This window comes from Micromonospora sp. NPDC053740 (genome assembly GCF_040677775.1).
GTDB classification, from domain to species: domain Bacteria; phylum Actinomycetota; class Actinomycetes; order Mycobacteriales; family Micromonosporaceae; genus Micromonospora; species Micromonospora alfalfae.
The window spans coordinates 142,262-167,480 of sequence record NZ_JBFASO010000008.1; the positions used below are offsets into that span (position 1 = coordinate 142,262).

21 protein-coding genes and 1 tRNA gene are annotated in these 25,219 nt (G+C 70.9%); 14 read left to right on the forward strand and 8 right to left on the reverse strand.

What is annotated here, in order from left to right:
• Window positions 1-11: 11 nt before the first annotated feature.
• Window positions 12-437 (reverse strand): PDGLE domain-containing protein, encoded by a 426-nt coding sequence (locus AB0K35_RS21635; RefSeq protein WP_357367059.1) that lies wholly within the window; start codon window positions 435-437, stop codon window positions 12-14.
• The gene (locus AB0K35_RS21640; RefSeq protein WP_112582195.1) at window positions 434-1,150 is read right to left on the reverse strand and encodes an energy-coupling factor ABC transporter permease; all 717 of its coding nucleotides are present in this window, start codon (window positions 1,148-1,150) and stop codon (window positions 434-436) included. Before AB0K35_RS21640 ends, AB0K35_RS21635 begins: the two co-directional genes overlap by 4 nt.
• A 174-nt stretch (window positions 1,151-1,324) precedes the next feature.
• Here AB0K35_RS21640 and bcp point away from each other — a divergent pair, with 174 nt between their 5' ends.
• The 4 genes from bcp (at window position 1,325) to AB0K35_RS21660 (ending at window position 3,438) form a co-directional block, all read left to right on the forward strand.
• On the forward strand, window positions 1,325-1,801 hold the full coding sequence (bcp, locus tag AB0K35_RS21645; protein ID WP_124855233.1) for a thioredoxin-dependent thiol peroxidase: 477 nt from the start codon (window positions 1,325-1,327) through the stop codon (window positions 1,799-1,801).
• A 30-nt stretch (window positions 1,802-1,831) separates the two neighbouring features.
• Window positions 1,832-2,752: an HNH endonuclease gene (locus AB0K35_RS21650; protein ID WP_363887104.1), complete on the forward strand. Its 921-nt coding sequence runs from the start codon at window positions 1,832-1,834 to the stop codon at window positions 2,750-2,752.
• Window positions 2,738-2,820 (forward strand) — tRNA-Leu (locus tag AB0K35_RS21655). Before AB0K35_RS21650 ends, AB0K35_RS21655 begins: the two co-directional genes overlap by 15 nt.
• 90 nt (window positions 2,821-2,910) lie before the next feature.
• Window positions 2,911-3,438, forward strand: coding sequence for a GNAT family N-acetyltransferase (locus tag AB0K35_RS21660; RefSeq protein ID WP_363887106.1), 528 nt, complete (start codon window positions 2,911-2,913; stop codon window positions 3,436-3,438).
• A 4-nt stretch (window positions 3,439-3,442) separates the two neighbouring features.
• Here AB0K35_RS21660 and AB0K35_RS21665 read toward each other — a convergent pair whose 3' ends face one another.
• The 3 genes from AB0K35_RS21665 to AB0K35_RS21675 all read right to left on the reverse strand — a co-directional run bounded on the left by AB0K35_RS21665 (window position 3,443) and on the right by AB0K35_RS21675 (window position 6,200).
• The gene (locus AB0K35_RS21665) at window positions 3,443-4,432 is read right to left on the reverse strand and encodes an expansin EXLX1 family cellulose-binding protein (protein ID WP_238670916.1); all 990 of its coding nucleotides are present in this window, start codon (window positions 4,430-4,432) and stop codon (window positions 3,443-3,445) included.
• A gap of 111 nt (window positions 4,433-4,543) precedes the next feature.
• Window positions 4,544-5,362, reverse strand: a complete 819-nt coding sequence (locus tag AB0K35_RS21670) for an MOSC N-terminal beta barrel domain-containing protein (RefSeq protein ID WP_363887109.1) — start codon at window positions 5,360-5,362, stop codon at window positions 4,544-4,546.
• A 4-nt stretch (window positions 5,363-5,366) separates the two neighbouring features.
• Entirely contained in the window at window positions 5,367-6,200 is an 834-nt protein-coding gene (locus tag AB0K35_RS21675; RefSeq protein ID WP_363887111.1) for a class I SAM-dependent methyltransferase, read from the reverse strand.
• A 409-nt stretch (window positions 6,201-6,609) separates the two neighbouring features.
• On the opposite strand from AB0K35_RS21675, the gene AB0K35_RS21680 reads away from it, so the two are divergent.
• From AB0K35_RS21680 to AB0K35_RS21705, 6 genes are all read left to right on the forward strand, one after another.
• Window positions 6,610-7,512 (forward strand): LCP family protein, encoded by a 903-nt coding sequence (locus AB0K35_RS21680; protein WP_238671075.1) that lies wholly within the window; start codon window positions 6,610-6,612, stop codon window positions 7,510-7,512.
• A gap of 87 nt (window positions 7,513-7,599) precedes the next feature.
• Window positions 7,600-9,279: a sugar transferase gene (locus AB0K35_RS21685; protein WP_363887114.1), complete on the forward strand. Its 1,680-nt coding sequence runs from the start codon at window positions 7,600-7,602 to the stop codon at window positions 9,277-9,279.
• A 91-nt stretch (window positions 9,280-9,370) separates the two neighbouring features.
• Entirely contained in the window at window positions 9,371-10,336 is a 966-nt protein-coding gene (locus AB0K35_RS21690) for a glycosyltransferase family A protein (protein WP_238666457.1), read from the forward strand.
• The gene (locus AB0K35_RS21695) at window positions 10,336-11,403 is read left to right on the forward strand and encodes a glycosyltransferase (RefSeq protein ID WP_238666458.1); all 1,068 of its coding nucleotides are present in this window, start codon (window positions 10,336-10,338) and stop codon (window positions 11,401-11,403) included. Before AB0K35_RS21690 ends, AB0K35_RS21695 begins: the two co-directional genes overlap by 1 nt.
• A complete protein-coding gene (locus AB0K35_RS21700) occupies window positions 11,400-12,761 on the forward strand; it encodes a polysaccharide biosynthesis C-terminal domain-containing protein (protein ID WP_363887117.1) in 1,362 nt (453 codons plus the stop codon). The genes AB0K35_RS21695 and AB0K35_RS21700 overlap by 4 nt, the downstream gene beginning before the upstream one ends.
• A 1-nt stretch (window position 12,762) precedes the next feature.
• Complete coding sequence (locus tag AB0K35_RS21705; RefSeq protein WP_363887120.1) at window positions 12,763-14,106, forward strand: O-antigen ligase family protein; 1,344 nt, start codon at window positions 12,763-12,765, stop codon at window positions 14,104-14,106.
• A gap of 63 nt (window positions 14,107-14,169) precedes the next feature.
• On the opposite strand, the gene AB0K35_RS21710 is transcribed toward AB0K35_RS21705, so the two are convergent.
• On the reverse strand, window positions 14,170-16,308 hold the full coding sequence (locus AB0K35_RS21710; protein ID WP_363887123.1) for a sialate O-acetylesterase: 2,139 nt from the start codon (window positions 16,306-16,308) through the stop codon (window positions 14,170-14,172).
• 182 nt (window positions 16,309-16,490) lie between these two features.
• Between AB0K35_RS21710 and AB0K35_RS21715 the strand changes: the two genes are divergently transcribed.
• Entirely contained in the window at window positions 16,491-17,519 is a 1,029-nt protein-coding gene (locus AB0K35_RS21715) for an acyltransferase (RefSeq protein WP_363887125.1), read from the forward strand.
• Here AB0K35_RS21715 and AB0K35_RS21720 read toward each other — a convergent pair.
• On the reverse strand, window positions 17,516-19,483 hold the full coding sequence (locus AB0K35_RS21720; RefSeq protein ID WP_363887128.1) for a trypsin-like peptidase domain-containing protein: 1,968 nt from the start codon (window positions 19,481-19,483) through the stop codon (window positions 17,516-17,518). The two genes, AB0K35_RS21715 and AB0K35_RS21720, sit on opposite strands and share 4 nt — an antisense overlap.
• 90 nt (window positions 19,484-19,573) lie before the next feature.
• Window positions 19,574-21,178: a DUF6541 family protein gene (locus tag AB0K35_RS21725; RefSeq protein ID WP_363887131.1), complete on the reverse strand. Its 1,605-nt coding sequence runs from the start codon at window positions 21,176-21,178 to the stop codon at window positions 19,574-19,576.
• Window positions 21,179-21,310: 132 nt separating this feature from the next.
• Here AB0K35_RS21725 and AB0K35_RS21730 point away from each other — a divergent pair, with 132 nt between their 5' ends.
• The 3 genes from AB0K35_RS21730 to AB0K35_RS21740 are packed head-to-tail and all read left to right on the forward strand — an operon-like array spanning window position 21,311 to window position 25,037.
• Window positions 21,311-22,162 (forward strand): MurR/RpiR family transcriptional regulator, encoded by an 852-nt coding sequence (locus tag AB0K35_RS21730; RefSeq protein ID WP_112582219.1) that lies wholly within the window; start codon window positions 21,311-21,313, stop codon window positions 22,160-22,162.
• Window positions 22,163-22,179: 17 nt separating this feature from the next.
• Entirely contained in the window at window positions 22,180-23,838 is a 1,659-nt protein-coding gene (gene hutU / locus AB0K35_RS21735) for a urocanate hydratase (RefSeq protein ID WP_238666466.1), read from the forward strand.
• Window positions 23,835-25,037, forward strand: a complete 1,203-nt coding sequence (locus AB0K35_RS21740; RefSeq protein WP_363887134.1) for an allantoate amidohydrolase — start codon at window positions 23,835-23,837, stop codon at window positions 25,035-25,037. The genes hutU and AB0K35_RS21740 overlap by 4 nt, the downstream gene beginning before the upstream one ends.
• The last annotated feature ends 182 nt before the right edge of the window (window positions 25,038-25,219 follow it).

Here is a 25,219-nt window from a genome sequence, read left to right on the forward strand (position 1 = left end):
GTACCCCTTGCTCAGCTGGCCGCGTCGGCGCGGCGACGAACATCGCCGGACGTCACGGAGTCGCCCTCGGTGGGCGTCGCCGCGTCAGCATCGGTCGGGGCGCCACCTCGACGCCGCAGCAGCCAGAACCCGCCGGCCCCGATCGCGAAGGTGACCAGCACCCCGAGCACCCCGGAGAGGCCGGTGGAGACGAAGCTGTTCCGCACGCCCCGGACGCCGTAGTCGGCGAGCGGGCTGTCGGCCAACTCGTGGTCACGGGCCTGCTGGGCCGGGCAGCTACCCCCGACGATGTTGTCGTCGGCGTCGACTGTGCAGCCCTTGAGCAGTGACGAGTCCAGCCCATCCGGGTGCGAGGAGGCGTAGTTGCTCACCACGCCGGCGAGCAGCAGGGCGACCAGCAGGCCGCCGGCCAGGAAGGCCCAGGAGCGGTTCTTCATCGGACACCTCCGGCGACCGGAACGGCGGGAGCGGCGGGCGCGCGCAGGGATCGCAGCGCGTACACCAGGTCGGGGCGTACCTTCGCGACGGTGAGCACAGTGGTCGCGGTGATCAGGCCCTCGCCGATGCCGATCAGCAGGTGGACGCCGGCCATCGTGCCGGCCAGGCCACCCAGGTTGTTGCCCAGGTCGGTGGTGCCACCCAGCCAGTACTCCAGGACGAAGCCCTGCGACGCCACCACCACGCTGAGCGTCGCGGCGACGAACGCGGTCACGGCCAGACCGGCCCGCGTGCGGGGCAGCACCCGCAGCAGCAGCGCGATCAGCGCGTACGCCGCGGCAGTGCCGAGCAACGCCATGTTCGTGATGTTGAGGCCGAGCATCGCCACGCCGCCGTCGCCGAAGATCAGCGCCTGCACGACCAGCACCACTGCCACGCAGAGCGCGCCGACCCACGGGCCGACCAGCATGGCGGCGAGCGCGCCCCCGAGCAGGTGACCACTGACACCGGCCGTGAAGATCGGGAAGTTGAGCATCTGGACGGCGAAGATGAACGCCGCCACCAGGCCGGCCATCGGGGCCAGCCGGTCGTCCAGGTCGCGCCGGCCGCGCAGAACGCAGGCGGTGAGCGCGGCAAGAGCGAGCGCAGCGAAGATCGCTGCCACGGGACCGTCGATGATCCCGTTCGAGATGTGCATCGCCAGTGTCTCCACGCGACCTCCCACGCGTCAGCGGGCCCGACCGGGCCGGCGTGGGTCAGCCTATTTCCCAACCGTCGTTGTTGCCAGACTCTGGCAACAACGCATGGGCTTGATCACTCCAGGTCAGGCCCGCCGACGCGTCCCGTCGGCGGCAGCGCTCGCCGCCACGGCGGTAGGGTCGGGACCATGACCTCGCCCGACCGCCTCTCCCCCGGTGACCCCGCGCCCGAGTTCACCCTCGCCACCGACACCGGCGACCAGCTCTCCCTCGCCGACCTGCGGGGTCGCAAGGTCGTCCTGTACGCCTACCCGGCCGCGATGACCCCCGGCTGCACCAAGCAGGCCTGCGACTTCCGCGACTCGCTCGCCTCACTCCAGGCCGCCGGCTACGAGGTCGTCGGCATCTCCCCGGACAAGCCGGAGAAGCTGGCGAAGTTCCGCGAGCGCGACGCCATCACCTTCCCGCTGGTGTCGGACCCGGACAAGGCCGTGCTGACCGCCTACGGCGCGTACGGCGAGAAGCAGCTCTACGGCAAGACCGTCACCGGCGTGATCCGCTCGACGTTCGTGATCGACGCCGACGGCAAGGTCGAGCGGGCGCTCTACAACGTCAAGGCCACCGGGCACGTCGCCAAGCTCCGCCGCGACCTCGGCCTGGACTGACCTGTCGGACCGTTTCGCTACGGTCCGTCAGTGGTTCGATACAAGTACACGCCCGAAGCGCTGGCCGCCGCTGCCGCCGCCGCACACAACATCACCGAGGTGATGCGGTTGCTCGGCGTTCGCGTCAGCGGTGGCTCGCACGCACACATCAGCCGACAGCTCAAGAGATTCGGCATCGACACGTCGCACTTCACCAGGCAGGCACACAACAAGGGGCGGGCTGGCGAACGGCGCACCACATCCGCGCAGCTCCTGGTCGTGCTGCCCGTTGGGTCCCGACGGACGCCCGGCGCGCGGTTGAAGTGGGCGCTGGGCACAATCGGCGTGCTGGAGGAGTGCGAGGGGTGCGGAATAGGGCCGGTGTGGCGGGGCGAGTCGCTCATTCTGCACGTCGACCACATCAACGGGGATTTCCTCGACAACCGGCCACCGAACCTGCGGATCCTCTGCCCGAACTGCCACAGCCAGACCGACACCTATGCCGGCCGTCGGAACCGAGCTGCTGATCTCATCGTCGCGACGCCGACCGATGGGAGGGAACGCGACGACGGCGCGTCCAGCTCCGATCGCCGACTGGCCACTCGCCAGGAAGTCGTCGACCTGTTCGGTCAGGTCGATGCCCAGCAGGTGACGGCCACGCAGGCGGCACGGCAGTGGGGCTGGACCCCGGCGTATCTGCACAAGGTTCGGCGAAGACTGGAGCAGGACGGAGTGTTGAGACCACGTCCGAATCGCAGTTGGCGTTCGAGGGCTCACCGTGCGGCGGTGATAGAACAGGCGCTGAAGCACCCGGATGTCGGGCCGAAGCGGCTGTCCGGCATTCTTCGCGATCTGCCTGGCGGAGGATACAGAGTTGGTCACGGCACGATCTCGACCCTTCTCAAGGAGGCCGGGCTCAACACCGTCGCAGCCAGACACTCTAGACTCAGGGAGTTGGCGGGAGTGGCGTAATGGCAGCCGCGCAGGTCTTAGGAACCTGTATCCGGAAGGATGTGGGGGTTCGAATCCCCTCTCCCGCACAGACAATCAGGAACACGTGCTGAACGGCGGTTGTCGGGCGCGTCACTGTCGCGGGTCATGGGCCTGGTCGTCGGGTCAGGATGGCGAGCGTGAGTCTGCGCTTCGTCCTCGATCCTGACCTGACCCCGCAGCTGCGTGCCGAGGTCGTCGACCTCTGGGTGGACGTCAGCAACGCCGGTGGGGCGGTCGGTTTCGTGCCACCGGTCACCGCCACCGACGTGCTCGTCACCGCCGATCCGACCTTCGCCGGCATCGCCGACGGACCGGACCGGCTGCTGGTCGGCTACTCCGGGGACCGGCTGGCGGCGATGCTGATCTTCAGTGACAACCGTTTTCCGCTCACTGCGCACTGGTGTGTGCTGAAGCGGGTGATGGTCCACCCGGACACCCAGGGCGCCGGCTACGGCTCGGCGCTGATGGTGGAGGCCGCCCGACTGGGCAGGGCGTTTGGCCACGAGGCGCTGCACGTCACGGTGCGTGACGGGCTGGGGTTGGACAAGTTCTACGGCCGCCTCGGGTACCGGGAGGTCGGCCGGCTGCCGGGCGCGTTGCGGGTCGCTCCCGATGACGACCGGGACGAGATTCTGATGTGGCTCGATCTGAGGGTGGCCGACTGAGCGGTCAGCCCTCGCACCACCGGGCGTTGGCCCGGGCCGAGCTGGTGGTCGGCGCGTCGGTGGCCGGGGCGCTCGTCCTCGCCACCTCGACCGAGCGACGAGTCGGCGTCGGCGTGACGGTGGGTCGGCTGCTCGGCGGTCGGGGCGACGCGGACGGGCGACGCGTGGCGGCCCCGCCACCGGGTGCGTACATCCGGACCGTGCTGTTCTGCACCTGGCCCGGCGCCATCCGGATGCCGCCGACGGTGACCCGGTTGCCGTACACGTCGGTGACCCGGACGTTGAACGGGCCCGGCCCGGCGCCGGAGGCGATCAGCCAGTAGTTGTAGTCCTGCCGGGCGGCCGACTGCCAGGGGTCGCTGTCACGCTGCCGGACCTCGACGGACCGCAGCGGGTTGCCGTGGTTGCCGACGCGGACGGCGAACCACCACTGCGACGCGCCTTCCTTGATCCGAAAGGTGAGTGGTCCGGGCAGCGGTGGGTTGACCACCGCGCGGTAGGTGACCGGAACGAGGCCCTGGACGGGGTCGGCGATCCGGGCGAACGCCTCGCGGGACAGGTCGAGGTGGCCGGGCTCGCACTCCGGGCACTGGTCCATGATGAGCACCCGGACGGTGCCCCTGGGGCCGACGACGTCGAGGAATCCACCGCAGGCGGCACCTGCGGAGTATTCCGTCGGACCGAGCGCGACGTAGAGCCGGTTGGCCGGGGCGGCCGGGTTCGAGCAGTTGCCGCCGGCACCCTTCGAGTCGTAGAAGGTGGCCTTGCCGGTGTGTGTGGCGTTGCCGGTGGGCGGCGCGGCGGCCAGCGTCCGACCGGCGGCGCAGGCCGGGGTGGAGCCGGAGCGCAGGGTGAGGGTGAGTCCGAGAGTCGCCGCGAGGATGGTGACGCCGGTGGCGACCAGCCAGGGCTTCGCGCCGGACGACGGCGCGGGCCGGTCCTCTGGAGGATGGTCCAGGTCGATGTTGATGTCGACAGCGCTTCCGTCCGTCACGACGGCGATGCTGCCGGACCCGATCGGTGCCGACAAGCGGGCTAAGCCAAAGCTAAGACAGCATCGACGGACGGTGACCGTGGGGTGCCGATTGCCGGTCGGCCGCCCCGGTCAGGGCGCGATGACGATCGGGGCGTCCACCGCGAGGGGTCCGCTGTCGAGCGGCACCAGGTTGAGTCCGAAGAGGAGTTTCTGCCTGACGTTGCGGTGCCGCCCGAGGGTGCGCAGCGGTTCCTTGGTGCGTACCCCGGTCTCCTGGTCGGTGGTGGTCACCACGCAGCGGTCGCACGGTCCGGCGGCCTGGAACATCCGCTCGCCGATGCGCAGCCGCCGGCCCACCCAGTCGTCCTCGGCCCAGGCCGGCGCACCGTCGACGACCAGGTTGGGTCGGAACCGGGTCATCGGAACCGGTTCCTCCCCCGCTTCGGCCAGCCAGTCGTTGAGGGCGTCGAGGGAGGCGGCGTTCGTCAGCAGCACCGGGTAGGCGTCGGCGAAACTGACCTGGTCACCGGTGTCGTGTTCGCGGGTCCCGGCGGCCAGGTGGCGGGTCGGCTGGGCCAGCCAGACCAGTCGGACCGGTCGGCCGAGCAGGGCGCCGAGCCAGTCGTCGGCCGCCTGGCCGGCCGGCAGCGCGGGGACCGGGAAGGTGCGGCTGCGGAAGGTACGGACCGGTACCGCTTCACCGGCGGTCGGCTCCGGCACGTCGAGGTCGGGTTGCCCGTCGGCGCGCAGCGACAGGCCCCCGGGGCGCACGGCGGCGCGCAGGTTGACGAGCCGGGCCGTGTCCCGCTGGGTGACGCCGACGCCGTCGGCGTCCACGACCATCCAGCGCCGGTCGCCGGCCAGGCCCCACTGGTGCACGAACGCGCCGTCGTGTTCGAGCCGGTGACAACCCTTGACGGGGTACGTGTGGATCGAGGTCAGCCGCACCCGGCTACCATGCCACGCCGATCCCGTCGCCCGGGTACCAGTGGTCGGCTGGGGTCTCCCGGTAGGCGAGGAACCGCCGGCCGGTGCGTTCGGCGTGCTCGGCGAGCACGTTGGTGCTGGTGACGTTGTCGGTGAGCAGGATCGCGTCGGGGGCGAGCTTGGGCTCCACGGCGTTGAACTCACGCTTCTCGTGGGCACGGCTGTGGTCGCTGTCGTGCAGGAACAGGTCGACCGGGCGGTCCAGCGCGCTGATCGAGGCGATCGAGTCGCCGATGACCAGGTCGACGACGTCCGACCATGGCGCGACCCGGGCGAGGTAGCCGGCCTCGGGGTTGATGTCCAGTGAGGTGACCCGGCCCGGGTGCCCCTCCTGGGCGTTGCGCAGCAGGGCGGACGCCAGGACGACGCTGCCGAGTCCCTTGTCGACACCGGTCTCGACGACGTGGGTGGGGCGGGTGGCACGGACGATGGCGTACCAGCCGATCCGTCGCGCGTAGCGGATCTCCTTGTCGGCGAGGCCGCGCCGGTCGGAGGCGGCGATCGCCGCCAGGAGGTGCTGGCGCAGGCCGTCGTCCGACTCGATCTCGCCGAGGTACGCCCGTACCTGCTTGATCGGGATGTCGCAGACCACGCTGACGAACCAGGCGAGGTGGTTGCGGCTCAACGAGGTGAGGTCGTACGTGTAGTTGTGGTGCTCGCGGGAGGTCAGCAGCCAACGCGCCGAGCGGCGCAGCACCTTGGCGTCGTGCCGCGCGACAGTGCGAAGCCGCTTGGGAAAGGCGGCAATCGGGGCGAGTGGGGTACGCGCGACGGCCCGTCGGAGCTTGATTCGATCCACGGGTGCCGTTGTAGCAGGGTTCGGGCGGCGGCGGGAGGTCATCGCGAAAGCCGATGACCACGTCGTTTCCGTCCTCCCGCCGGGGCGGCAGAATAGGGCCTGCAAAGCGCTTCCGGGCCGGCGTTACCGGCAGTCCGTCCGAACGCAGGGCCGGGTTCGTCGCACCGGTCGGCAGGCACGCGATACCCGAAAGGACGAGGGTGCACGACAGGGACGCGGAATCAGTAGCATCGCCGGCATGTCTGGTGCTCAGCGGTACACCGATGCCGACACCGAGTTCGTCGATCCACACGCAGTCGACCCGTACGAGGATGTCCCGGCCGGAGGCAAGAGGCGACGTCGTGGCCCTCGCTGGCGTCGCGTCCTCGTCATCTGCCTGGTAGTCGCAGCGATCCTGGGCGGCGGCAGCATGATCGGTGGCGCCCTCTATCTCCGCTCGGTCGAGAAGGACATCGACCGGGTGGATGCCTTCGCCGACGTTCCCGAGGAGGGACGTCCGCAGGCGGTGGCCAACGGCGCGATGAACATCCTGATCCTGGGGAGCGACTCCCGCGACCCGGAGAGCACGGGTGGCTCGCGCACCGACACCATCATCGTCGCGCACATCCCGAAGGACCGGGCCAGCGCGCAGCTCGTCTCGATCCCTCGGGACACCTGGGTGAACGTGCCGAAGGCCAAGAACGGCGGGCACGGCGGCCGCGATGCGAAGATCAACGCAGCGTACGCCTGGGGTGGCATTCCGCTGATGGTGCAAACAGTCGAATCGTTCACCACGGTGCGAATCGACCACGTCATGATTATCGACTTCGCTGGCTTCAAGGAAATCATCGACGCCCTGGACGGCGTCGACATCAACGCGGAGAAGTCGTTCACGTCGATCCACCCGCCGTTCCGGAAGTTCGAACAGGGAATGCAGCGGATGGACGGTGAGACGGCGCTGGACTACTCCCGCCAGCGCAAACAGTTCGCCGACGGCGACTTCGCCCGCATCCGTCACCAGCAGCAGGTCATCAAGGCCATCCTCGACAAGGCCGTGTCCGGCGGCATCGTCACCAATCCCGGGCGGCTCAACTCCTTCGTCAAGGCGACCTCGAGCGCCGTGTCGGTGGACGAGAACATGTCGCTCGTCAGCATGGCGACAGACCTGCGGAGCCTTCGCGGCCGTAACCTCACCTTCGTCACCAGCCCGACGAAGGGCACTGGCCGAGTGGGCAGCGAGAGCGTCGTCTTCGCGAACACCGAGAAGGCAAAGACCTTCTACGATGCCGTGCGCCGTGACTCCGTCACCGAGATCCTCGCCAGCGCCAAGTAACACCCGGGCCGGTGGCTGTTGCCGGCCGTCGCCTTGTCTCGATTTACGGGCCGGCCAGGTCAGCCGGCCCTCACGGGGAGGTCCATAATGTCCAATCAGCCCGCCATGTGGCATCGGCCGGTACCGGCCGATGACCGCGACGGCAACGCCACCGATGCCCAGGGCGACGGTGAGGGCGACGACGAGGGGAGCTTCGGCGGGAGTCGCCCTCCCGCCTACCAGTTCCCGGGCTACCAGCCGGCCAGCTACCAGCCTGCCGGTTTCCAGACTTCCGGTTACCAGCCTCCCGGTCACCAGACTTCGGGTCACCAGACTCCGGCCGTGCCGTCGCCCGCCGACCGGCGCTCGGCCGCGCCTGCGCCTGCGCCTGCGCCTGCGCCTGTAGAGCACGAGCCTCGCGCTGGCCTGGACACGACCGCCGTCCTGCCGTACGCCGGCTCACGCGCCTCCACCCGGACCCGGTGGCTGCGGGCCTGGATGATGACAGCGCCGGTCGACGTCCTGGCACTGCTGACGCCGCTGCTGGTCACTCAGCAGTACTGGCGCGGGACGCTGGCCATGACGGTCCTGACCGTGATCGTCTTCGCCAGCGGCGGCCTGTACCGGGCACGACGTCACGTGAGCTTCCTCGACGAGGTGCCGAGCCTCTGCGGGCGTCTGCTGGCCGCGGCGTCCGCTGTCGCCATCGTCGCGGCGATGCGTCACGAGTCCGCCGAGTACGTCTTCAGCTTCACCCGGGGGGTCGCCGCGTCGGCGGGGCTGGTCATCCTCGGGCGGGCTGTCACCCGCGAGTTCGCCATCGTCGCCCGCAAGCGCCGGTGGGTCGAGCACAACACCATCATCGTCGGCAGCGGCCCCACCGCCGTGGAACTCGCCCGGCTCCTGCGCCGCTACCCCCAGTACGGCCTGCGCTTCGTGGGTTGTGTCGACACCCCGGACGGCCCGTCGGCGCTGCCGCTGATCGGGTCCCTCGACGACCTCGACAGCCTGGTACGGCTGCGCGAGTGCGACGTGGTGATCGTCGCGGACGCGAGCTGCTCCGAGACCTCACTCATGGAGATCCTGGCCCGGCCACGGACGGCAGAGTGCGACCTGTGGGCGGCCACCCCCCTCTGGGGGTCCCGTTCGCACGGCGACCACATCGGCGCGGTCCCGGTCGTCAGCATCGGCGACATCACCCTCTCCGGCCCACAGTCCGCGCTCAAGCGCGCGTCGGACATCGCGTTCGCCTCGGTGGCGCTGCTCCTGCTGAGCCCGGTGCTCCTCATCTGCGCTGTCGCCACGCTCATCGACGGCGGCCCCGGCATCTTCTTCTACCAGGAGCGAATCGGTCGGCACGGGAGACCTTTCAACATCATCAAGTTCCGGTCCATGCGCCCCGTCGACGAGCACGAGTCGCAGACCAACTGGTCCATCGCCAACGACCGGCGGGTTGGGCCGATCGGTCGGATCATGCGCAGGACCTCCCTCGACGAGCTTCCGCAGCTCTGGAACATCCTCCGCGGCGACATGAGCGTGGTCGGCCCCCGGCCCGAGCGTCCCTACTTCGTCGAGAAGTTCTCGGCCGAATACCCCCAGTACGCGATGCGCCACCGCGTCCCGGTCGGGCTCACCGGCCTGGCGCAGGTCAGCGGGTTGCGCGGCGACACCCCGATCTCCGACCGGGCCCGCTTCGACAACTTCTACATCGAGAACTGGTCCCTCTGGCTCGACGTCAAGGTGGTGCTCCGTACGGTGACCGAGGTGTTCCGCGCCGGCGGCCGCTGATCCGCCCACGCACCAGCACACCGCCGGGTACGGCCAACGGCCGTACCCGGCGGCCGTGTGCCGGTCGTACCCCCAACGCATGGAGAACGTAATGCCGAACGTATCCGTCGTGATCCCCACCACGGGCCGCCCCAGCATCGCCGACGCGGTGCTCTCCGCCCGATCCCAGCAGGGCGCATCCGTGCACATCGTGGTCGTCTGTGACACCCCGGAGGTGCCGCAGACAGTGCGGAACCTGGGGCAGCACATCGACCGGGTGGTCTGCACCGGCGGTGGCCGGCGCGGGTCGTACGCCCGCAACCTCGGAGTCACCCACGCCATCCCGGGCAGCCACGTCGCGTTCCTCGACGACGACGACACCTGGCTGCCGACCAAGCTGGCGGCACAGGTGCCAGCGCTCGAGCGGGTCGCGGCGGCCGGGTTCCGCCCCGTCGTGTCATCCCGGATCCTGCAACGCAAGGACGGCGCCGAGCCGCTGCCGGCACCGGCCCCCGCCGAGGTGATCCCCGACGGCATGCTGCCCGAGGACTACCTGTTCCGCCGCCGTCACCTCGGCATCGGCCGGCAGTCGCTGCCCACGTCGACGCTCCTGACCACGTACGAATTGGCGACCGAGTGCCGCTGGGACGAGACGCTCCCCCGACACCAGGACTGGGACTGGCTGGTCCGGGTCGCCCGGCTGCCCCGGGTGAAGATCGTCCAGGTGGAGGAGGCGACGGCCGTCTACACCGTGGGCAGCCCCGGGTCGATCTCGGCCGGCGCCGACTGGCGTACCTCGTGGCACTGGGCCCAGCGCTGGGAGGGAGTGTGGGCGCCGGGGACCTTCTCGGACTTCATCGCGGCCCAGACCCTCCGCTACGCTCTCCAGGCCCGAGACCGGGAGGGCGTACGGGAGATGGTGCGGGCGATCCGCCGCAACTCGCCTCCGTCCGCCCGGAACGCGGTGCTGGCGGCGCTCGGGCTCGTACCCCGGTCGACCCTGGAACGGGTCGCCATGCGCAAGTCGAAGGCCCCCAGCAGCCCCACTCGACCGCTTGATACCGAACGGCCACACTGATGCGTCTGCACTTCGTACTGCCGCAGCTCGAGCCGTACTACGGCATGGAGCGGGCCGCGGTCCTGGTGATGCGTGGGCTCGCACGTCACGGCGTGGAGGTGTCCGCGACCGTCCTGTCCCGGGGAGTCCCGCAGGGGCTCGACGATCTCCGTGTCGACACCCTGGACCTCGGGTCGCGGCTCACCCGCCTGGTGGAAGCTGTCCCCCCGCTGCGCCGCCGGTTGCGGAGCCTGCCGCCGGACGTGGAGGTCGTCGCCAGCGGTTTGTGGGGCAGCGTGCCCGTCGGGGCGGCTCTGGCTGGCTCATCTCGGACGTTCATCGCCTGGGAGCACTCGCTGCTGCCCGAGCGGATGCGGGCCGACCGTCGGGTGCGGATGCTCGCCCGCGCGTCCGGGTTCGGTGCTCTCCGGCCGCGGCTCGTCGTGGCCGTGTCCGACGGGGTGGCCCGGACGGTGCGCAATCTCCACTCCGGGTCACGCGTCGTCACGATTCCCAATCCGGTGCCGACCGCGCCGTTCGTCCCGCCCCGGCCAATCGCCGACCCGGCGCGGATCCGGCTGGTCACCACCGGCGCGCTGCGCCCCCTGAAGAACCACCTGTGCGCGATCGACGCGCTCGCGGAGTTGCCCACCGCCTACCACCTGACGCTTGCCGGAGACGGCGAGGAGCGGACACTGCTGGAGACCCGGGTGCGCGAGCGCGGCCTGGCGGATCGGGTGACCTTCCTCGGCCGGATCCCCGACGTCCGCGGGTTGCTGGCCGACGCCGACCTGCTCGTTCACCCGTCGCTGGCGGAGACCTTCGGTTTCAGCCTCGTGGAGGCAGCCGAAGTGGGTCTGCCGGTCGCCGCGATGCCGGTGTCCGCCGTCGACGAGATGGTGCCGGACCTGGTGCCGGGCATGCTGACGACGGCACCGACCTCGACCGCCCTCGCCGAGGCGATCAGGCACCTGACGGGTTACGGCCGGCCCGGGCCCGTCGAGTTCGAGAAGGCCTGGCACGCCCGCTCGGTCGCCTTCGATCCGGCCGGAATCAGCCGACAATGGGTGGAGGCGGTACGACGATGACCCTCGCCCAAGGAGCGGTCGACCTCGTGGGCGAGCCGGACCGCAGCGCATCACCACGGCACCGGGCGCCTCGCCGGGGTGACGCCTTCCTGCGCAAGTCCGGCAGGTTCTTCGTGGGAACCCTGCTGCGGACTCTCGCCCAGGGAGCGCTCTTCGTGCTGCTGGCGCGGGAAATGCCCATCGACACGTACGGCCTCTTCGTCGGCATCACGGCCCTGGTGGCGGTCATCTCGCCGTTCGCGTCGGCCGGGGCACCGAGCCTGATCTTCCAGAGTCACGCCGACGCGCCCGCCGAGTGGGCCCGACACCTGGCCCGAGGGCTGATGTTGTCGGTGGTGTTCGGGGCTGGTGCCACAGTGCTCGTCGCTGCGGCGGGCGCGCTGATCTGGGGTGCCCAGGCGAGCCTGATCGACCTCTTCTGTCTGGCCTTCGCCGATCTGGTGGCCTGGCGCCTCATCGAGGCGGTGGCCGCCTCGGTCCAGGCCCGGGGCCGGATCCTGCTCGCCTCCGTCATTCCCGCGTTGCTGCAGGTCGCCCGGTTGGTCGGGGTCATCGCGCTGGCCGCGGCGGCCGGACCGGTCACCCTGCACGCGTGGGCGGTGACCTCGGTGCTGCTGTCAACGGTGGTGTGCGTGGCAGTGGTCCTGGGTGGCCTACGAGGGGCAGGTCGGACTCCGCTGGAAGTCCGGGGATCGTTGGCGCAGGCGCGTACCGGCATGCTGTTCGCCGTGGGTCTGTCCGCTCAGACCGTGTACAACGATCTCGACAAGGTGATGCTCTCCAAGCTGGGGACCACGGAGAGCGCGGCCATCTACGCCGCGGCGTACCGCGTTGTCGACTTCGCGTACACGCCCGCCAGGTCGATGGCCGCGGTCGCGTACCCCAACTTCTTCGAGGCCGGGCGAAACGGACCTCGGGCCGCACTGCGGCTCACGCGCAAGCTACTGCCGCGCTACCTGGCGTTCAGCGTGCCGGCATCTCTCCTTCTCGTCGCGTTCGCCTGGATGATGCCGGTGGTCTTCGGTCCCGAATACGAGGCCGCGACCCTTGCCCTGCAGGGCCTGAGCGCTCTGCTGGTACTGAAGGCGATCCACTATCTCGCCGCCGATACCCTGTCCGGTGCCCGGATGCAGGGACGCCGGACGGTAGCCCAGATCGCGGTCGGCGTGGTCAACGCCGGCCTGAACGTCTGGCTGATTCCGGCGTACGGGTGGCAGGGTGCGGTCGTGTCGAGTCTGGTGTGCGACGCTCTGCTCGCCGTCCTGCTGTGGGGGTGCCTCGTCGCTGCCCTGCGACGCGACCCGCCCCGCGAGGCCGACGCCGAGGCGGCATCGGCAGCTGACCGAGAAAGGGTCTGACGTGACCACCATCTTCGGTGTCCTACTGACCGTCGGTGGCGTCGCGGTAGCCCTGTGGTTGATCCGAATCCGGCGGAACATCGCCGCCTCCTTCGGCGACAGTGCGACAGCTGTCGCTCTGGTCGGGTTCGCCGTGCTCACCAACGCGGCGCCAGCGGTCGCCGGCGACAAGAGTTCGGTGCTCATCGGCGTGCTGCTGATCGCCCTGCTGGCCTGGCTGGTGTTGTCCGGCCGGGCGGTTCTGCGCGGACCATCCGACGTGTGGCTGCGGATCTCGATCGCGATGGCCGGGGCGCTGCTGGTCTGGTCTGCCAGCGTCGACGCCCTCACCGGCGGCGGGTTCTACGGTTCGCGGCTGCCGGCGTACGGGGCGGCAGCGCTGCTGCTGCTCGCCATCTGGTTGATGGCTGCGCGCACCGCGGTGAGTGTCCGGACGATGGCCTACACCGGGCTGGCGGTCCTGGCGCTGCTGACCATCCCAACCGCCGTGTACGAGCAGTCGTGGCGACTCTGTACCGGCGGGAAGCTGGAAAAGTGCTCGGTGGCCGGGGCGCTGTTCAAGAGCTTCTACAACTCCGAGAACTACGTGGCGATGCTCGCGTCGTTCACCCTGGTGGCCGCGTTCTGCGCGATGCGCCGCAGTGAGTTGGTGGTGACGACGTCGTTCTGCCTGCTGGTGATCGTCGCCACCGGCTCCCGCACCAGCTACCTGGCCGTCGGGGCGGTATGCGCCTGGGTGCTGGCCGCACTCCTCGTACAGCGCCTGCGACCGAGCCTGCAGATCCCCTTCGCGATCTGCGTCGCGTTCGTCATCGGCGCACTGACAGCTGCCACGTACCTGACCTGGAGCGCGTCGAAGACCACGCTGAGCAACAGGGGCAACATCTGGGTCGCGGCCCGCGAGTACCTGAACGGTCGGGAGGCCGTCGGGGTCGGCGTCTCGAAGTGGTTCCACCTGCAGGACATCGGAGCGGCACCCACCCACTTCTTCCACTCCGGGTACGTCCTGGTCATCTTCTCCGGCGGGCTGGTCGCACTGACCCTGTTCGGCCTCTGGGCGGCCACCCTGATGCACCGGGGCGTCGAAGACGGGCAGGCGTTCACCGCCAAGGCGCCGCTCGTGCTTCTGATCGTCTACTCGTTCACCGAGGTCGTCTGGAACCCACTGTCGGTGGACGGGCTGACCTGGATCGTCGTGCTGCTGGCTCTCACCACTTCGGTGTCCGCGCCCCCCGCGCGCACTCCGGCGCCGGGGCCGGTGGACCTGGTGGACCGACCGGCGCCCCTGGCCGGGCTCCGGCGACTCATCGGCCGGCAGGACAGCCGGGCCGCCGCTCTCAACTGAACCCGCGAAGCGCAAACCAGCCCTCGCAGTCCCCGGCCCTCGACCGGGCCGTTGCTGGGCGGACTATCCGCCGGCTATCGGAAGCCCCTGGAAGGCCAGCAGGCCGGCCCCGGCGGCGTTCACACACCAGGGCCCGGCATCGCCCCGGTAACTCAACCGGTTTGCGCCGTCGGCCGGGCCGGACAGGCTCAGCACGAGCCGCCCACCCTCGCGGTACTCGACGCCGGTGACGGTGGCGGTGCCGCCGTCGATCGTGAAGTCGGTGCCCGCGCCGGCCCGGACGGTCAGTGGGTCGACGCTACGGAGCTGAACCATCACCTGGGTACGCCGAGCGTCGGTGAAGGCAGCCGACCGGGGGTTCGGGGCCGCCACGCCCTCGCCGGGGCCACGGTGGATGTCGCGGGCCAGGACCGCGAACGCCTGATCGCCCAACTCGCGGTAGCCCTGTTCCCAGGCGAAGTGGCAACCCTCCCGGCCCGACAGGGCGGTGGTCGACAGCACAGTCACCTTCAGGGTGTCGGCCATCCGTCGCTGGGCCTCACGCAGCGGGCCGCCGGAGGTGTTTCCGCACGGTGAGCTGCCGACCTGGACGACGTAGTACCGGGTGCCGCCGTCGGTCCGGACGCCGACCTCCCGACGCCAGTCGGTCAACAGCGCGGAGAACCCGGCGACGTGCCCGGCGGCGTCGTTGTTGTCGGCCTCGCCCTGGTACCAGAACACCGCACGGACCTCGGCGATGACGTTGGCGGCGGTGAGTCGTTGCCGCAGGCGGCCGTAGTTGGTGCGCAGGTCACCGGGGTTGCCGTCGTTGCGTTGGAAGAACGACACGACCTTGCTGCTCTCCGCGCCGTTGATCACGGCCACCGGCACCTGGTAGGTGTCCATGAGTCGGTGGGCCGCGCGGATCCCCCACTGGCCGACCGAGCCGGGCTGCCGGACCGTACCCGAGACGGCGTAGTTCCAGGTACGGTCCGCGCCGGAGAGGACCCGGTCGCCCGTGGTCGAGCCGAAACTGCGGACGTACGGGGACTCCTCACCGATCGACGAGCCCCGGTGACTGGCCGCCACCGCGTTGGACTGGCCCTGGATGACGTACACGTCGCCGGACACCACGCCCTCCCACAGGGCCGCCCGTCGGGCGACGCCGTCGCCGAGCACGTGCAACTCGAATCGGTACTCCCGAAGCGCGGCGGTGATCCGCTGCCGGAACGCGAACTCACCGCGAGCCCCGACGGGCACCGTCTCGTCCCAGCCGTCGGCTCCGCTGACGACCTTGAGTCGGACGGCGCGGACCCGCGGGTCGGTAGTCCTTCCCGCCACCGGCACGACAGCGCCGCCGGCCGCGTCCCGGGGGTACAGCTGCCGGTCCCGGGGGTGCTGGCTGACGGTGAGCACCGACGCGCGGGCGTAGGTGGTCAGCCGACGTTGGGTGTACGTGCCGGCATTACCGGCGGTCGTCCAGTCGGGCTGACCGGTGGGGGCGGTCCCGATGCCCACCGACAGCGGCTGGTCGGTCGAGGTGAACCCGTTGACCGCGAGAACGGTCTGCGGGACGGCGGGCGCCGGGCGGGTGGCCGCGACCGTGTGCACCTGGAAGGAGCCGTACCCGATCGACGAGTACACGTCGTCGTCGGAGTCGTACCTGTCGGCGGCGGCACCGGGGATCTGACCGGAGCTGGCCGGCCCGTACTTGTTCGGCCACATCTCCAGATAGCCGGTGAGACCGGTGCCGGTGGCCAGGCCCGGCGCGTTGGTGGCGACCTCCAGATCGGCGATCCGTTGCCTGACGATCTGACCGGCCCGGGTCGGCAGGCCGAGGCGTCGAGCATCGGTGGTGAACGGCGACATGGCGGTCCACACCCACTGCGTACCGGTGGGGCCGGTCAACTCCAGGCAGTAGCCGACCCGGTCGAACCCGCCGGCCACCACGCCGGTCCGGTCGAACGAGAGAGCCATGGGCCGTTTGGGGTCGTTCCGCTCGGGCAGGTCGAGGGCGCTGACCGGGGTGAAGCCGGCCATACCGTGCGCGTTAGCGGCGCAGGCGGTGCCGTCTATGGGCGCGACGGGCGGCGGAGTGTCCACGTCGGCCGCCGACCAGGCGGCGTCCGGTGCGCCGGTCCTCGTCGGCCACCAGCCGAGCACGGGGACGGCCGCCAGCAGCAGGACGACCACCCCGAAGCCGATCCAGGCCGGTCGGGGCACCGATCGGAGGCGGGCCCACGGAGGGTGGGGAGGAGACACCCGGAGAACCTCCACAGTGTGGGCAGCGTGTCGTGCCCCAGATTAGGCGATGCGCCGTACCCGACGACGCCGGCACGACCTACTGCCGAACCGGTGCCGATCCGGGGCGTAGGTCTGTCCCGCTGTCTGAAATGATGCCCGCCATGGCCGCAACGAGCACGACAACGGCGGCGGGTAACCGCTCTGCCGGTGTCGACCTCCTCCGGATTGTCGGGATCGCCGCGGTTGTCGCGGGCCACGTCTGGAGCGACAGCTTGACCCGCGCGTCCATCTACACCTGGCACGTGCCCGTGTTCTTCGTCCTGACCGGCTACTTCTGGTCGCCCGGTCGACCGCTCGGTGGGGAACTGCGCAAGCGGTGGACGACCCTGGGCGTGCCCTACGTGGTCTGGTTCCTCATCCTGGTCGCGGCGCTGCTCGCCGCGGACGCCGTGACAGGCCAGGTGGCACCGGGGACCATCGGTGACGCGCTCTACGGCGGCACGGCCGCGGTCCGACCGTTCTCCGCCTTCTGGTTCGTCTCGGTGCTCTTCATCGCTGCTGTCGCGTTCCGGTGGCTGGAGCGGTTCCCCGCCGCTGTCGCCTGGACGGTCGCGGTGATCGGCCTGGTCACGGCGTACCTCGCGCCCAGCGTTGTCACCGCCGGCCCGCTCGGGCTCTTCCTGGTCCCGGCGTGCCTGGTCTTCGTGCTGGCCGGGCGGCTGCTGCGGCGGCTCCGCCCGCGCCTTCCGGCCAGCGCCGGTGCGGCGTCACTCTCGATCGGCGTCGGCTTCGTGCTGCTCGGCCTCAACCGGGATCTGGACCTCAAGGCCGGCGACTTCGGCTCCCCGGTGCTGGGGGTGCTGACCGCGATCCTGATCAGCGTCGGTCTCATCCGGCTCGCGGAGGAACTCGACCTGCGCATCAGCGTGCGGGCGTCGCGGGTGATCAGTCGACTGGCCGGCTGCGGCATCGCCGTCGTGCTCAGTCACGCGGGCATCCTGTGGGTGCTGAAGACACCCCGGTCCGGTGGGGTGGTCGACCTGGTCGCCGCGCTCGTGGTCCCTTGGGCGTTCGCGTGGATCGTCATCAGCACGCCGCTGGGCCCGTGGTTGACCGGCACCCGGATCGGCGGTTCCGCACGGGCCGCCAGCGGCGTGGCGCCTCGGCCGGGCGCCACGCAGACCCACTAGAAACGGCTGTTGCGCCGTCGCGCCAGGAGCATCGCCACCGCCACCACGATGGCCACCGCGAGCGCGCCTCCGGCCGCGGCGATCACCGGCACGGCCCAGCTCGACCCGCCTGAGTCGTCGGGCCCCCGGCTGTCGACGGCCGCCTGTCGATACGACTGGGCCAGCAGATTGGCCGGGGAGTTCCGCGCGGCCTCGTCGAACCGGGCGATGGCTGTCGACTCGTCTCCGGCGAAGTACGCGTCGAGGCCGCTGCGGTACTGGTTGTCGGCCTTGCCGAGCGCGTTGGTGACGCCGCCAGCCTGGAGTAGGGCGGTCATGGTGGAGACCGGCACGACGAGGCGGTTCGCCTTGTCGGGCCGCAGCACGTCGTTGTCGAGCATCCCGACGACCCGGCCGCTCGGGTCGATGGCGATCCCGCCCCGCGAATAGAGCCCGAGATCCTCATTGATCCGGTACGGGTTCAGCGGTGTCGAGGTGTCGACCCCGGTCACTGTCACGGTCTTGGACAGCACCGTGTAGGTCGCGGCGCGGAAACTGGTGTCGCTGGTGCCGTAGCCCAGGACGAGCAGTGACGTCTCCGGGCTGACGCTGGCCGACGTGTTCAGCTCCGCCGTGGGCAGGTTCTTCTGCTCCAGCTTGACCAGGGCGACGTTCCCCGCCTCGATCGGGAGGGCGCGGACGACGGTGCCCGGAATCGCCGGGCTGTCAGTCACCTCGCCCTTGGCGATGTTGAGTTGCCCGTACAGCCGGGACTCCGGCTGATCGGCGGCATTCGCGCCGGTCAGGACCGAGGTGTTCACCCGGCTGCGGGTGTAGGTGCTGATGTCCTTGGCCTGCAGGCTGCCCTCGGCGACGAGTCGGTTGGCCACGGAGTTCAGGGCGCTCCCGACCAGGACGTCCGGGGTGGGCTGCACGCACTGGCTGTTGGTGAGGACGTGCCCCTCGTGTTGGACGACCACACCACTACAGCGCCGGCTGAAGGTCACCGGTGCCTTGTTCAGCAGGGCGCCATCGGCCTTGTTGCGGACGTACCCGGTGAACATGACCTCCACGAAGACCATGGACGGGCCGGCAACGGCAAGTGCCCGCTCCTCGGGGCTGCGCAGGGCGGCCTGCGCCCAGGGCTTGAGGCCGGGGGCGAGCGGGGTCGCAGCCGGAAAGCCTGTGGAGGTGGCGGTCGGCGGGGGATCCGGCTCGCCGGGCTCATCCGAGCTGAGGGCGTAGATGCCGGCGCCGCCACCGACCACTGCCACCAGGGCCAGCGCGGCCACACCGGCCCAGAGGCCGGTACGCCGCTTGGGCGGCGCCGAGGGCTTGATCCGCCGTACGGGGGCGGCGTAGGGGTCGAACTGTGGCACGTCGGCCGGTGGGCCCGACACTGTTGCCGGCGTCGGGGCGACGTCGTGGCCGGCCGGCCCGGCGGGCGACGCGGGTGCGCTCGACGCCGGCGCGGCCGAGACGGGATGGGCCGGCGGCTGGTTCGGGATCGCTGCCGACTGCACCGCCCACGGGGCATGCGGCATGTCGACGACCGGCTGCGGCACACCGGACACGGGTTGCGGCACACCGGACACCGGCTGTGGCACACCGGACACGGGTTGCGGCACACCGGACACCGGCTGGGGAGGGGCGGAGACGGGGCGGGGGGCGGCGGGCACCGGTTTGTACTCCACGCCGAGCGCGCGGAACAGCTTCTCCGGGGCGGGTCCGGCTTCGGCGGCGTACGCCACCCAGGGCGCGGCGGCCGAGAAGTCGGCGTACGTGATCGGGGGTCCGTCGGGTGACTGGGCGAGCGCGTTGGCGACCTCGGCGAACGCCTCCCGCCAACCGGGGGCGGCGGCAACCGTCGCGTCCAGCACTGCCACGCTCACGAACCGGCCCTGCTCGTCGATGGCGGCCCAGGCCTTGCCCACCGGCGAACCGCCCAGCAAGTGGGTGAACCTGTAGGGGCCTTCCGGCTGCATGCCAACTCCTCCGCTCGACCGCCAGGCGCATGGTACCGACAGGTGCCACAGTCAGTCGCCCGGCGGTCACCCGTCAACTCGTCGCCGCTGTCACCTTTTGCTGATCACGACCACCGGCTCCGGCCCGGACGTGACGCGTTGCACGCGATAGTCGGCGAGCGCCGCCTGCCACACCGGCTCACTCGGGTGGGTGTACGCGCGGACCAGCCAGACCCGGGTGCCGGGCGGCTGTTTCGCGGCCCTGGCGAGGATCCCGTCGAGGGCGTCTTTGATGGACGGCGCGTCGGCGGCTCTCGGGAGGATCACATCGGCGCGGGTGGGCATGGTGACTGTCCAGCCGACGGTGCCGGTGACCGGCGCGACCAGCTTCAGCGGATCCTGGTCGGAGTAGAGCGTGAACCCGAACCAGGCGGGCCCGCTGACGACGACGAGGTCGTGTGGCCCCTTGTGCTCGGCGACATAGCGGGTCGACGACCCGATGTCGGTGATGGCCTGGTGTGCCCGCCAGACCCCGGGTTCGTCGCCGTCCAGGCGGTACCAGCGGTGGTTGACGGCGGCGAAGCTGGCGAGCAGGACGGCGCAGGTCACGGCGGCCACCACACCCTGTGGTAGCCGGGGGAGCCAGCGGCGGACCAGGACGACGGCCAGGTCGGCCAGACCGACGATGCCGATGCCCACCACCAGGCCCGTCACCACGATCAGGAAGTGGGAGGTGCGCGGGTCGAGCAGGGGGTAGATACCCGCGACACCCAGCCCGATGGCCGCCACCGGCAGCAGGAGAACGGCGATTGCCGGGGCGGCGTGTCCGCGTCGGATCAGCGTGAGGACGCCGAGCACGAGCAGCACGGCGAGGATCGGCACGGGTGCGCCGAGCATCGGCGACAGGGCCTTGATCTGCCGCGAGAGGTGTGCGGGCAGCTCGGAGATGCTCGGTAGGAAGTCGTCCCAGTAGTCCCGCATGGCGTCGCTGTTGCCTCTGGCTGACACTCCGAAGTAGACGGCGGCCACGAGTGCGCCGGCGACCATGCCGGCGACTGTCGCCTCGACCGTCCTCGCCCACTGCCGGCGCACGGCGACGGAGAGCAGCAGACCGCCGAGTACGCAGACCGCGACGATGGCTGTGGTGTGACTCATCAGCATGCCGAGACCCACCGCGGCCACCACCACAGCGAGCCGTCGCCGAGACCAGGAGCGTTCCGTCCAGGTGGCCAGGGCGAGCAGGCAGACCGCCACTGCGGCGTCCGCTGTGTACTGCTTCAGGTCGTGGCGGGTCTGCTGGACCGGCAGGAGCAGGACGGTCAGCCCGGCGACGATGCCGATGAGGATGCCCTGGGCGCGTTCGGACGCCAACGTGCGGCCCAGCAGGTAGGCCGCGACAACTGTCAGCAGTTGGAAACCCAGGGGTACGACCCGGAGGTGGTCGATGTCCGGGACCAGCCTGAGCAGGAAACTCCACCCGATCGGGCTCGACGAGGTCGTCACCGGCAGGTCGGTGAGGGGGAAGCGGACCGAGAGCGCGACCCACGCCTCGTCGCCCCAGTACTGGGCTGTCAGCCACGACCGGATGTCGTTGACGACGAAGAAGGCGCCGAGCAGGGCGATGACCGGCACCGCCTCCCCGACCGTCGCCCGGATGCGTCGAGGAGGGGCCGGACGAGAGGCACGAATGGGCGGGGCGTCCTCGACTGCGACCACAGCGCTCCTTCTCGGTGACGCGATCCTGATCACGCTGGCCGCCCGCATGTTACGAGTCACGGCGGCTGAACGGGGGGCGGGGGGTGACCCGAGGTGGTTGTCTATGAAAGTTTCTATGCATAGAGTCAGCTCATGAATGAAGGAGCTGTCGCGGCACCCGCTGACCGGGTGCTCGACCTGTTCCAAGGGGTGCGGCTCACCCCCACCCAGCGCCGAATCGCGCACTGTCTGGTGCAGCACGCCCCCGGCGTGGCGTACCTGTCCGCCGCCGAGGTCGCCGAACTGGCCGGCGTGAGTCAGCCGTCGGTCACCCGGTTCGCCGTCGCGCTCGGCCACGACGGCTACCCGGCGCTGCGCCGCCGGCTGCGGGACCTCACCGGCTCGACTCCGGGCGGATCGACGGACGCCGGCAACGAACTCCAGCAGGCGGTACGCGCGGAGATGGGCAACCTGGACCGACTGGCCGGTCAGCTCGCCGACCGGGACCGGATCGCCGAGACGGGGCGCCTGCTCGCCGAGAGTCGCCCACTGCCGGTGCTCGGCCTGCGCGCCGCCGCGCCGCTGGCCGCGTACTTCGCCTACTTCGCGGCGAAGGTGCACCCGGACGTACGGGTCCTCGACGACGGCGGCAGCCTGCTCACCGACCGCCTGGAGCAGGCGGCCGAGGCCGGGGCGTCCGCCGTCCTGGCCTTCGTGCTGCCCCGCTACCCCCGGGAAACCCTCGACGCGCTGCGCGACGCCCGCCACGCCGGGTTGACAGTGGTGGCGATCACCGACTCGCCGGTCAGCCCGGCCACCGAGCACGCCGACGTGGTGCTCGCCGCCGCGGTCGGCGCGCAGCTCGTCTTCGACCTGCACACCGCCCCGATGACCCTGGCCATGGTGCTGTTGCAGGCGATCTGCGACGCCACGCCGGCCGACACCCAGCGCCGACTGGAGGCGTTCGAAGCCTCCGCGGCCCGCCGACAGTTGTTCCTCGGTTGACCGGAGGAGAACCAGAGATGACGCAACCCATTCGTGCCGCACGGGGCAGCCAGCTCACCACCCGCGGGTGGCAGCAGGAGGGCGCCCTGCGGATGTTGATGAACAACCTCGACCCCGAGGTGGCCGAACGCCCCGACGACCTGGTGGTCTACGGCGGCACCGGCAAGGCGGCGCGGGACTGGCCGTCGTACCACGCGTTGGTCCGCACACTGACCGACCTGCGCGAGGACGAGACGATGCTGGTGCAGTCGGGCCGCCCGGTCGGGGTGATGCGCACCCACGAGTGGGCGCCCCGGGTGCTGCTGGCCAACTCGAACCTGGTCGGCGACTGGGCGACCTGGCCGGAGTTCCGCCGCCTCGAACAGCTCGGTCTGACCATGTACGGGCAGATGACTGCCGGTTCGTGGATCTACATCGGCACCCAGGGCATCCTCCAGGGCACCTACGAGACGTTCGCGGCGGTGGCCGCGAAGAGGTTCGGGAGCACCCTCGCCGGCACGCTGACGCTGACCGCCGGCTGCGGCGGAATGGGTGGCGCGCAGCCACTCGCGGTCACGATGAACGGCGGCGTCTGCCTGATCGTGGACGTGGACCGCACCCGGCTCGACCGTCGGGTGCACGACCGCTACCTGGATGAGGTCGCCGACTCCCTGGACGACGCGATCGCTCGGGTCCGCGCCGCGAAGCGGGAGCGCCGGGCCCTGAGCGTGGGCGTGGTCGGCAACGCCGCCGAGGTCTTCCCGGAGTTGCTGAACCGGGGCGTCGAGATCGACATAGTGACCGACCAGACCAGCGCGCACGACCCGCTGGCGTACCTGCCGGTGGGGGTGGAGCTGGCCGAGGCCCGGGACTACGCCGCCGCGAAGCCGGCCGAGTTCACCGACCGGGCCCGCGCGTCGATGGCGACGCACGTCGAGGCGATGGTCGGCTTCCTCGACGCGGGCGCCGAGGTGTTCGACTACGGCAACTCGATCCGGGGTGAGGCGCAGCTCGGCGGTTATCAGCGCGCCTTCGACTTCCCGGGCTTCGTGCCCGCGTACATCCGGCCGTTGTTCTGTGAGGGCAGGGGTCCGTTCCGGTGGGCGGCGCTCTCCGGCGACCCGGCCGACATCGCGGCCACCGACCGGGCCATCCTCGACCTGTTCCCGGAGAACGAGTCGCTGGCCCGTTGGATCAAGCTGGCCGGTGAGCGGGTCGCCTTCCAGGGCCTACCGGCCCGGATCTGCTGGCTCGGTCAGGGCGAACGGGACCGGGCGGGCGTGCGGTTCAACGACATGGTCGCCTCCGGCGAACTCTCCGCCCCGGTGGTGATCGGCCGGGACCACCTGGACACCGGCAGCGTCGCGAGCCCGTACCGGGAGACCGAGGGGATGGCCGACGGCTCCGACGCCATCGCCGACTGGCCGCTGCTCAACGCCCTGGTCAACACGGCCAGCGGGGCTTCCTGGGTGTCCATTCACCACGGCGGCGGGGTGGGCATCGGCCGGTCGATCCACGCCGGGCAGGTGTGTGTGGCCGACGGCACCGCCCTCGCCGGTCAGAAGATCGAGCGGGTGCTCACCAACGACCCGGCGATGGGCGTCATCCGGCACGTCGACGCCGGCTACGAGAGCGCCCGCGAGGTCGCCGACCGCACCGGCGTCCGGGTGCCCATGACCGAGGGCGGACCCGCGTGACCGACGACCTTTCCGCCCGCTTCCGGGCTCTGTGGGACGAGATCGCGCCGGTCGGACGGGACGCCGGCAGCGGCGGCTATCTGCGGTACGCGTTGACCGAGCCGGAGCGGGAGCTGCGCGCCTGGTTCCGGGCGCAGGCCGAGCGCCGTGCCATGCCGGTCACCGAGGACGGCAACGGCAACCTCTTCGCCCACTGGGGTGACCCGGGAGCGTCCGACGCGGTGCTCACCGGCAGTCACTTCGACTCGGTGCCGCACGGCGGGGCGTACGACGGGCCGCTCGGCATCGTGAGCGCGTTCCTCGCCGTGGACGAGCTGCGCGCCGCGGGCGTCACCCCCGGCCGGCCGCTGGTGCTGGGTGCCTTCGTCGAGGAGGAGGGGGCGCGCTTCGGCGTACCGTGTCTGGGGTCGCGGCTGCTCACCGGGGCGCTGTCGGCCGAACGCGCGGCCGGCCTGCGCGACGCGGCCGGGGTGAGCTTCGCCGAGGCGCTCGGTGACCGGCCGGCGGGCGCCCGCCCGGAGTTGCTGCGCCGGTTCGGCGCCTTCGTGGAGTTGCACGTCGAGCAGGGTCGCGCGCTCGTCGACACCGACGCGCCGGTCGCCGTGGCCAGCGCGATCTGGCCGCACGGCCGGTGGCGCTTCGACGTCGTCGGCGAGGGCAACCACGCGGGCACCACCCGGATGGCGGACCGCCGCGACCCGATGCTGACCTACGCGTTCACTGTGCTGGCGGCGAACAAGGAGGCCCGGCTGCGCGGCGCGCACGCCACTGTGGGCCGGGTCGCCGTCGAACCCAACGCCACAAACGCGATCCCCTCGAAGGTGACCGGCTGGTTGGACGCCCGGGCGGCCGACCCGGAGACGCTGACCGGGCTCGTCGACGCGGTACGCGCCAAGCTCGCCGAGCGGGCCCGCCGCGACGGTACGACGGTGACGGTCACCGAGGAGTCGGCCACCCCGGTGGTCGCCTTCGACAGCGGGCTGGCCAACCGCCTGGCCACACTGCTCGACGCGCCGGTGCTGCCCACCGGGGCGGGGCACGACGCCGGTGTGCTCGCCGCGTACCTGCCCACCGCGATGCTCTTCGTGCGCAACCCGACCGGTGTCTCGCACTCCCCCGCCGAGGCCGCCACCGACGACGACTGCGCCGCCGGGGTACGGGCGCTGGCCCGGGTGCTGGAGGAGCTGACATGCCGGTGAACGGGGTGGCGAGCCGCTCCTCGGACGGCACGGAGTTGCGGCGCCGGTGGGTGCGGGGTCTCCGGCGTGGCGAGGTGCGGCATCTCCTGTTGTCGTCCTTTGGAGCTGATGTCGTAAACGAATCAGCCGGTGAGCCCCAACTGTCGGCGTCACCCCGGCCGCGGGTGTCAACCCGGCGGCTG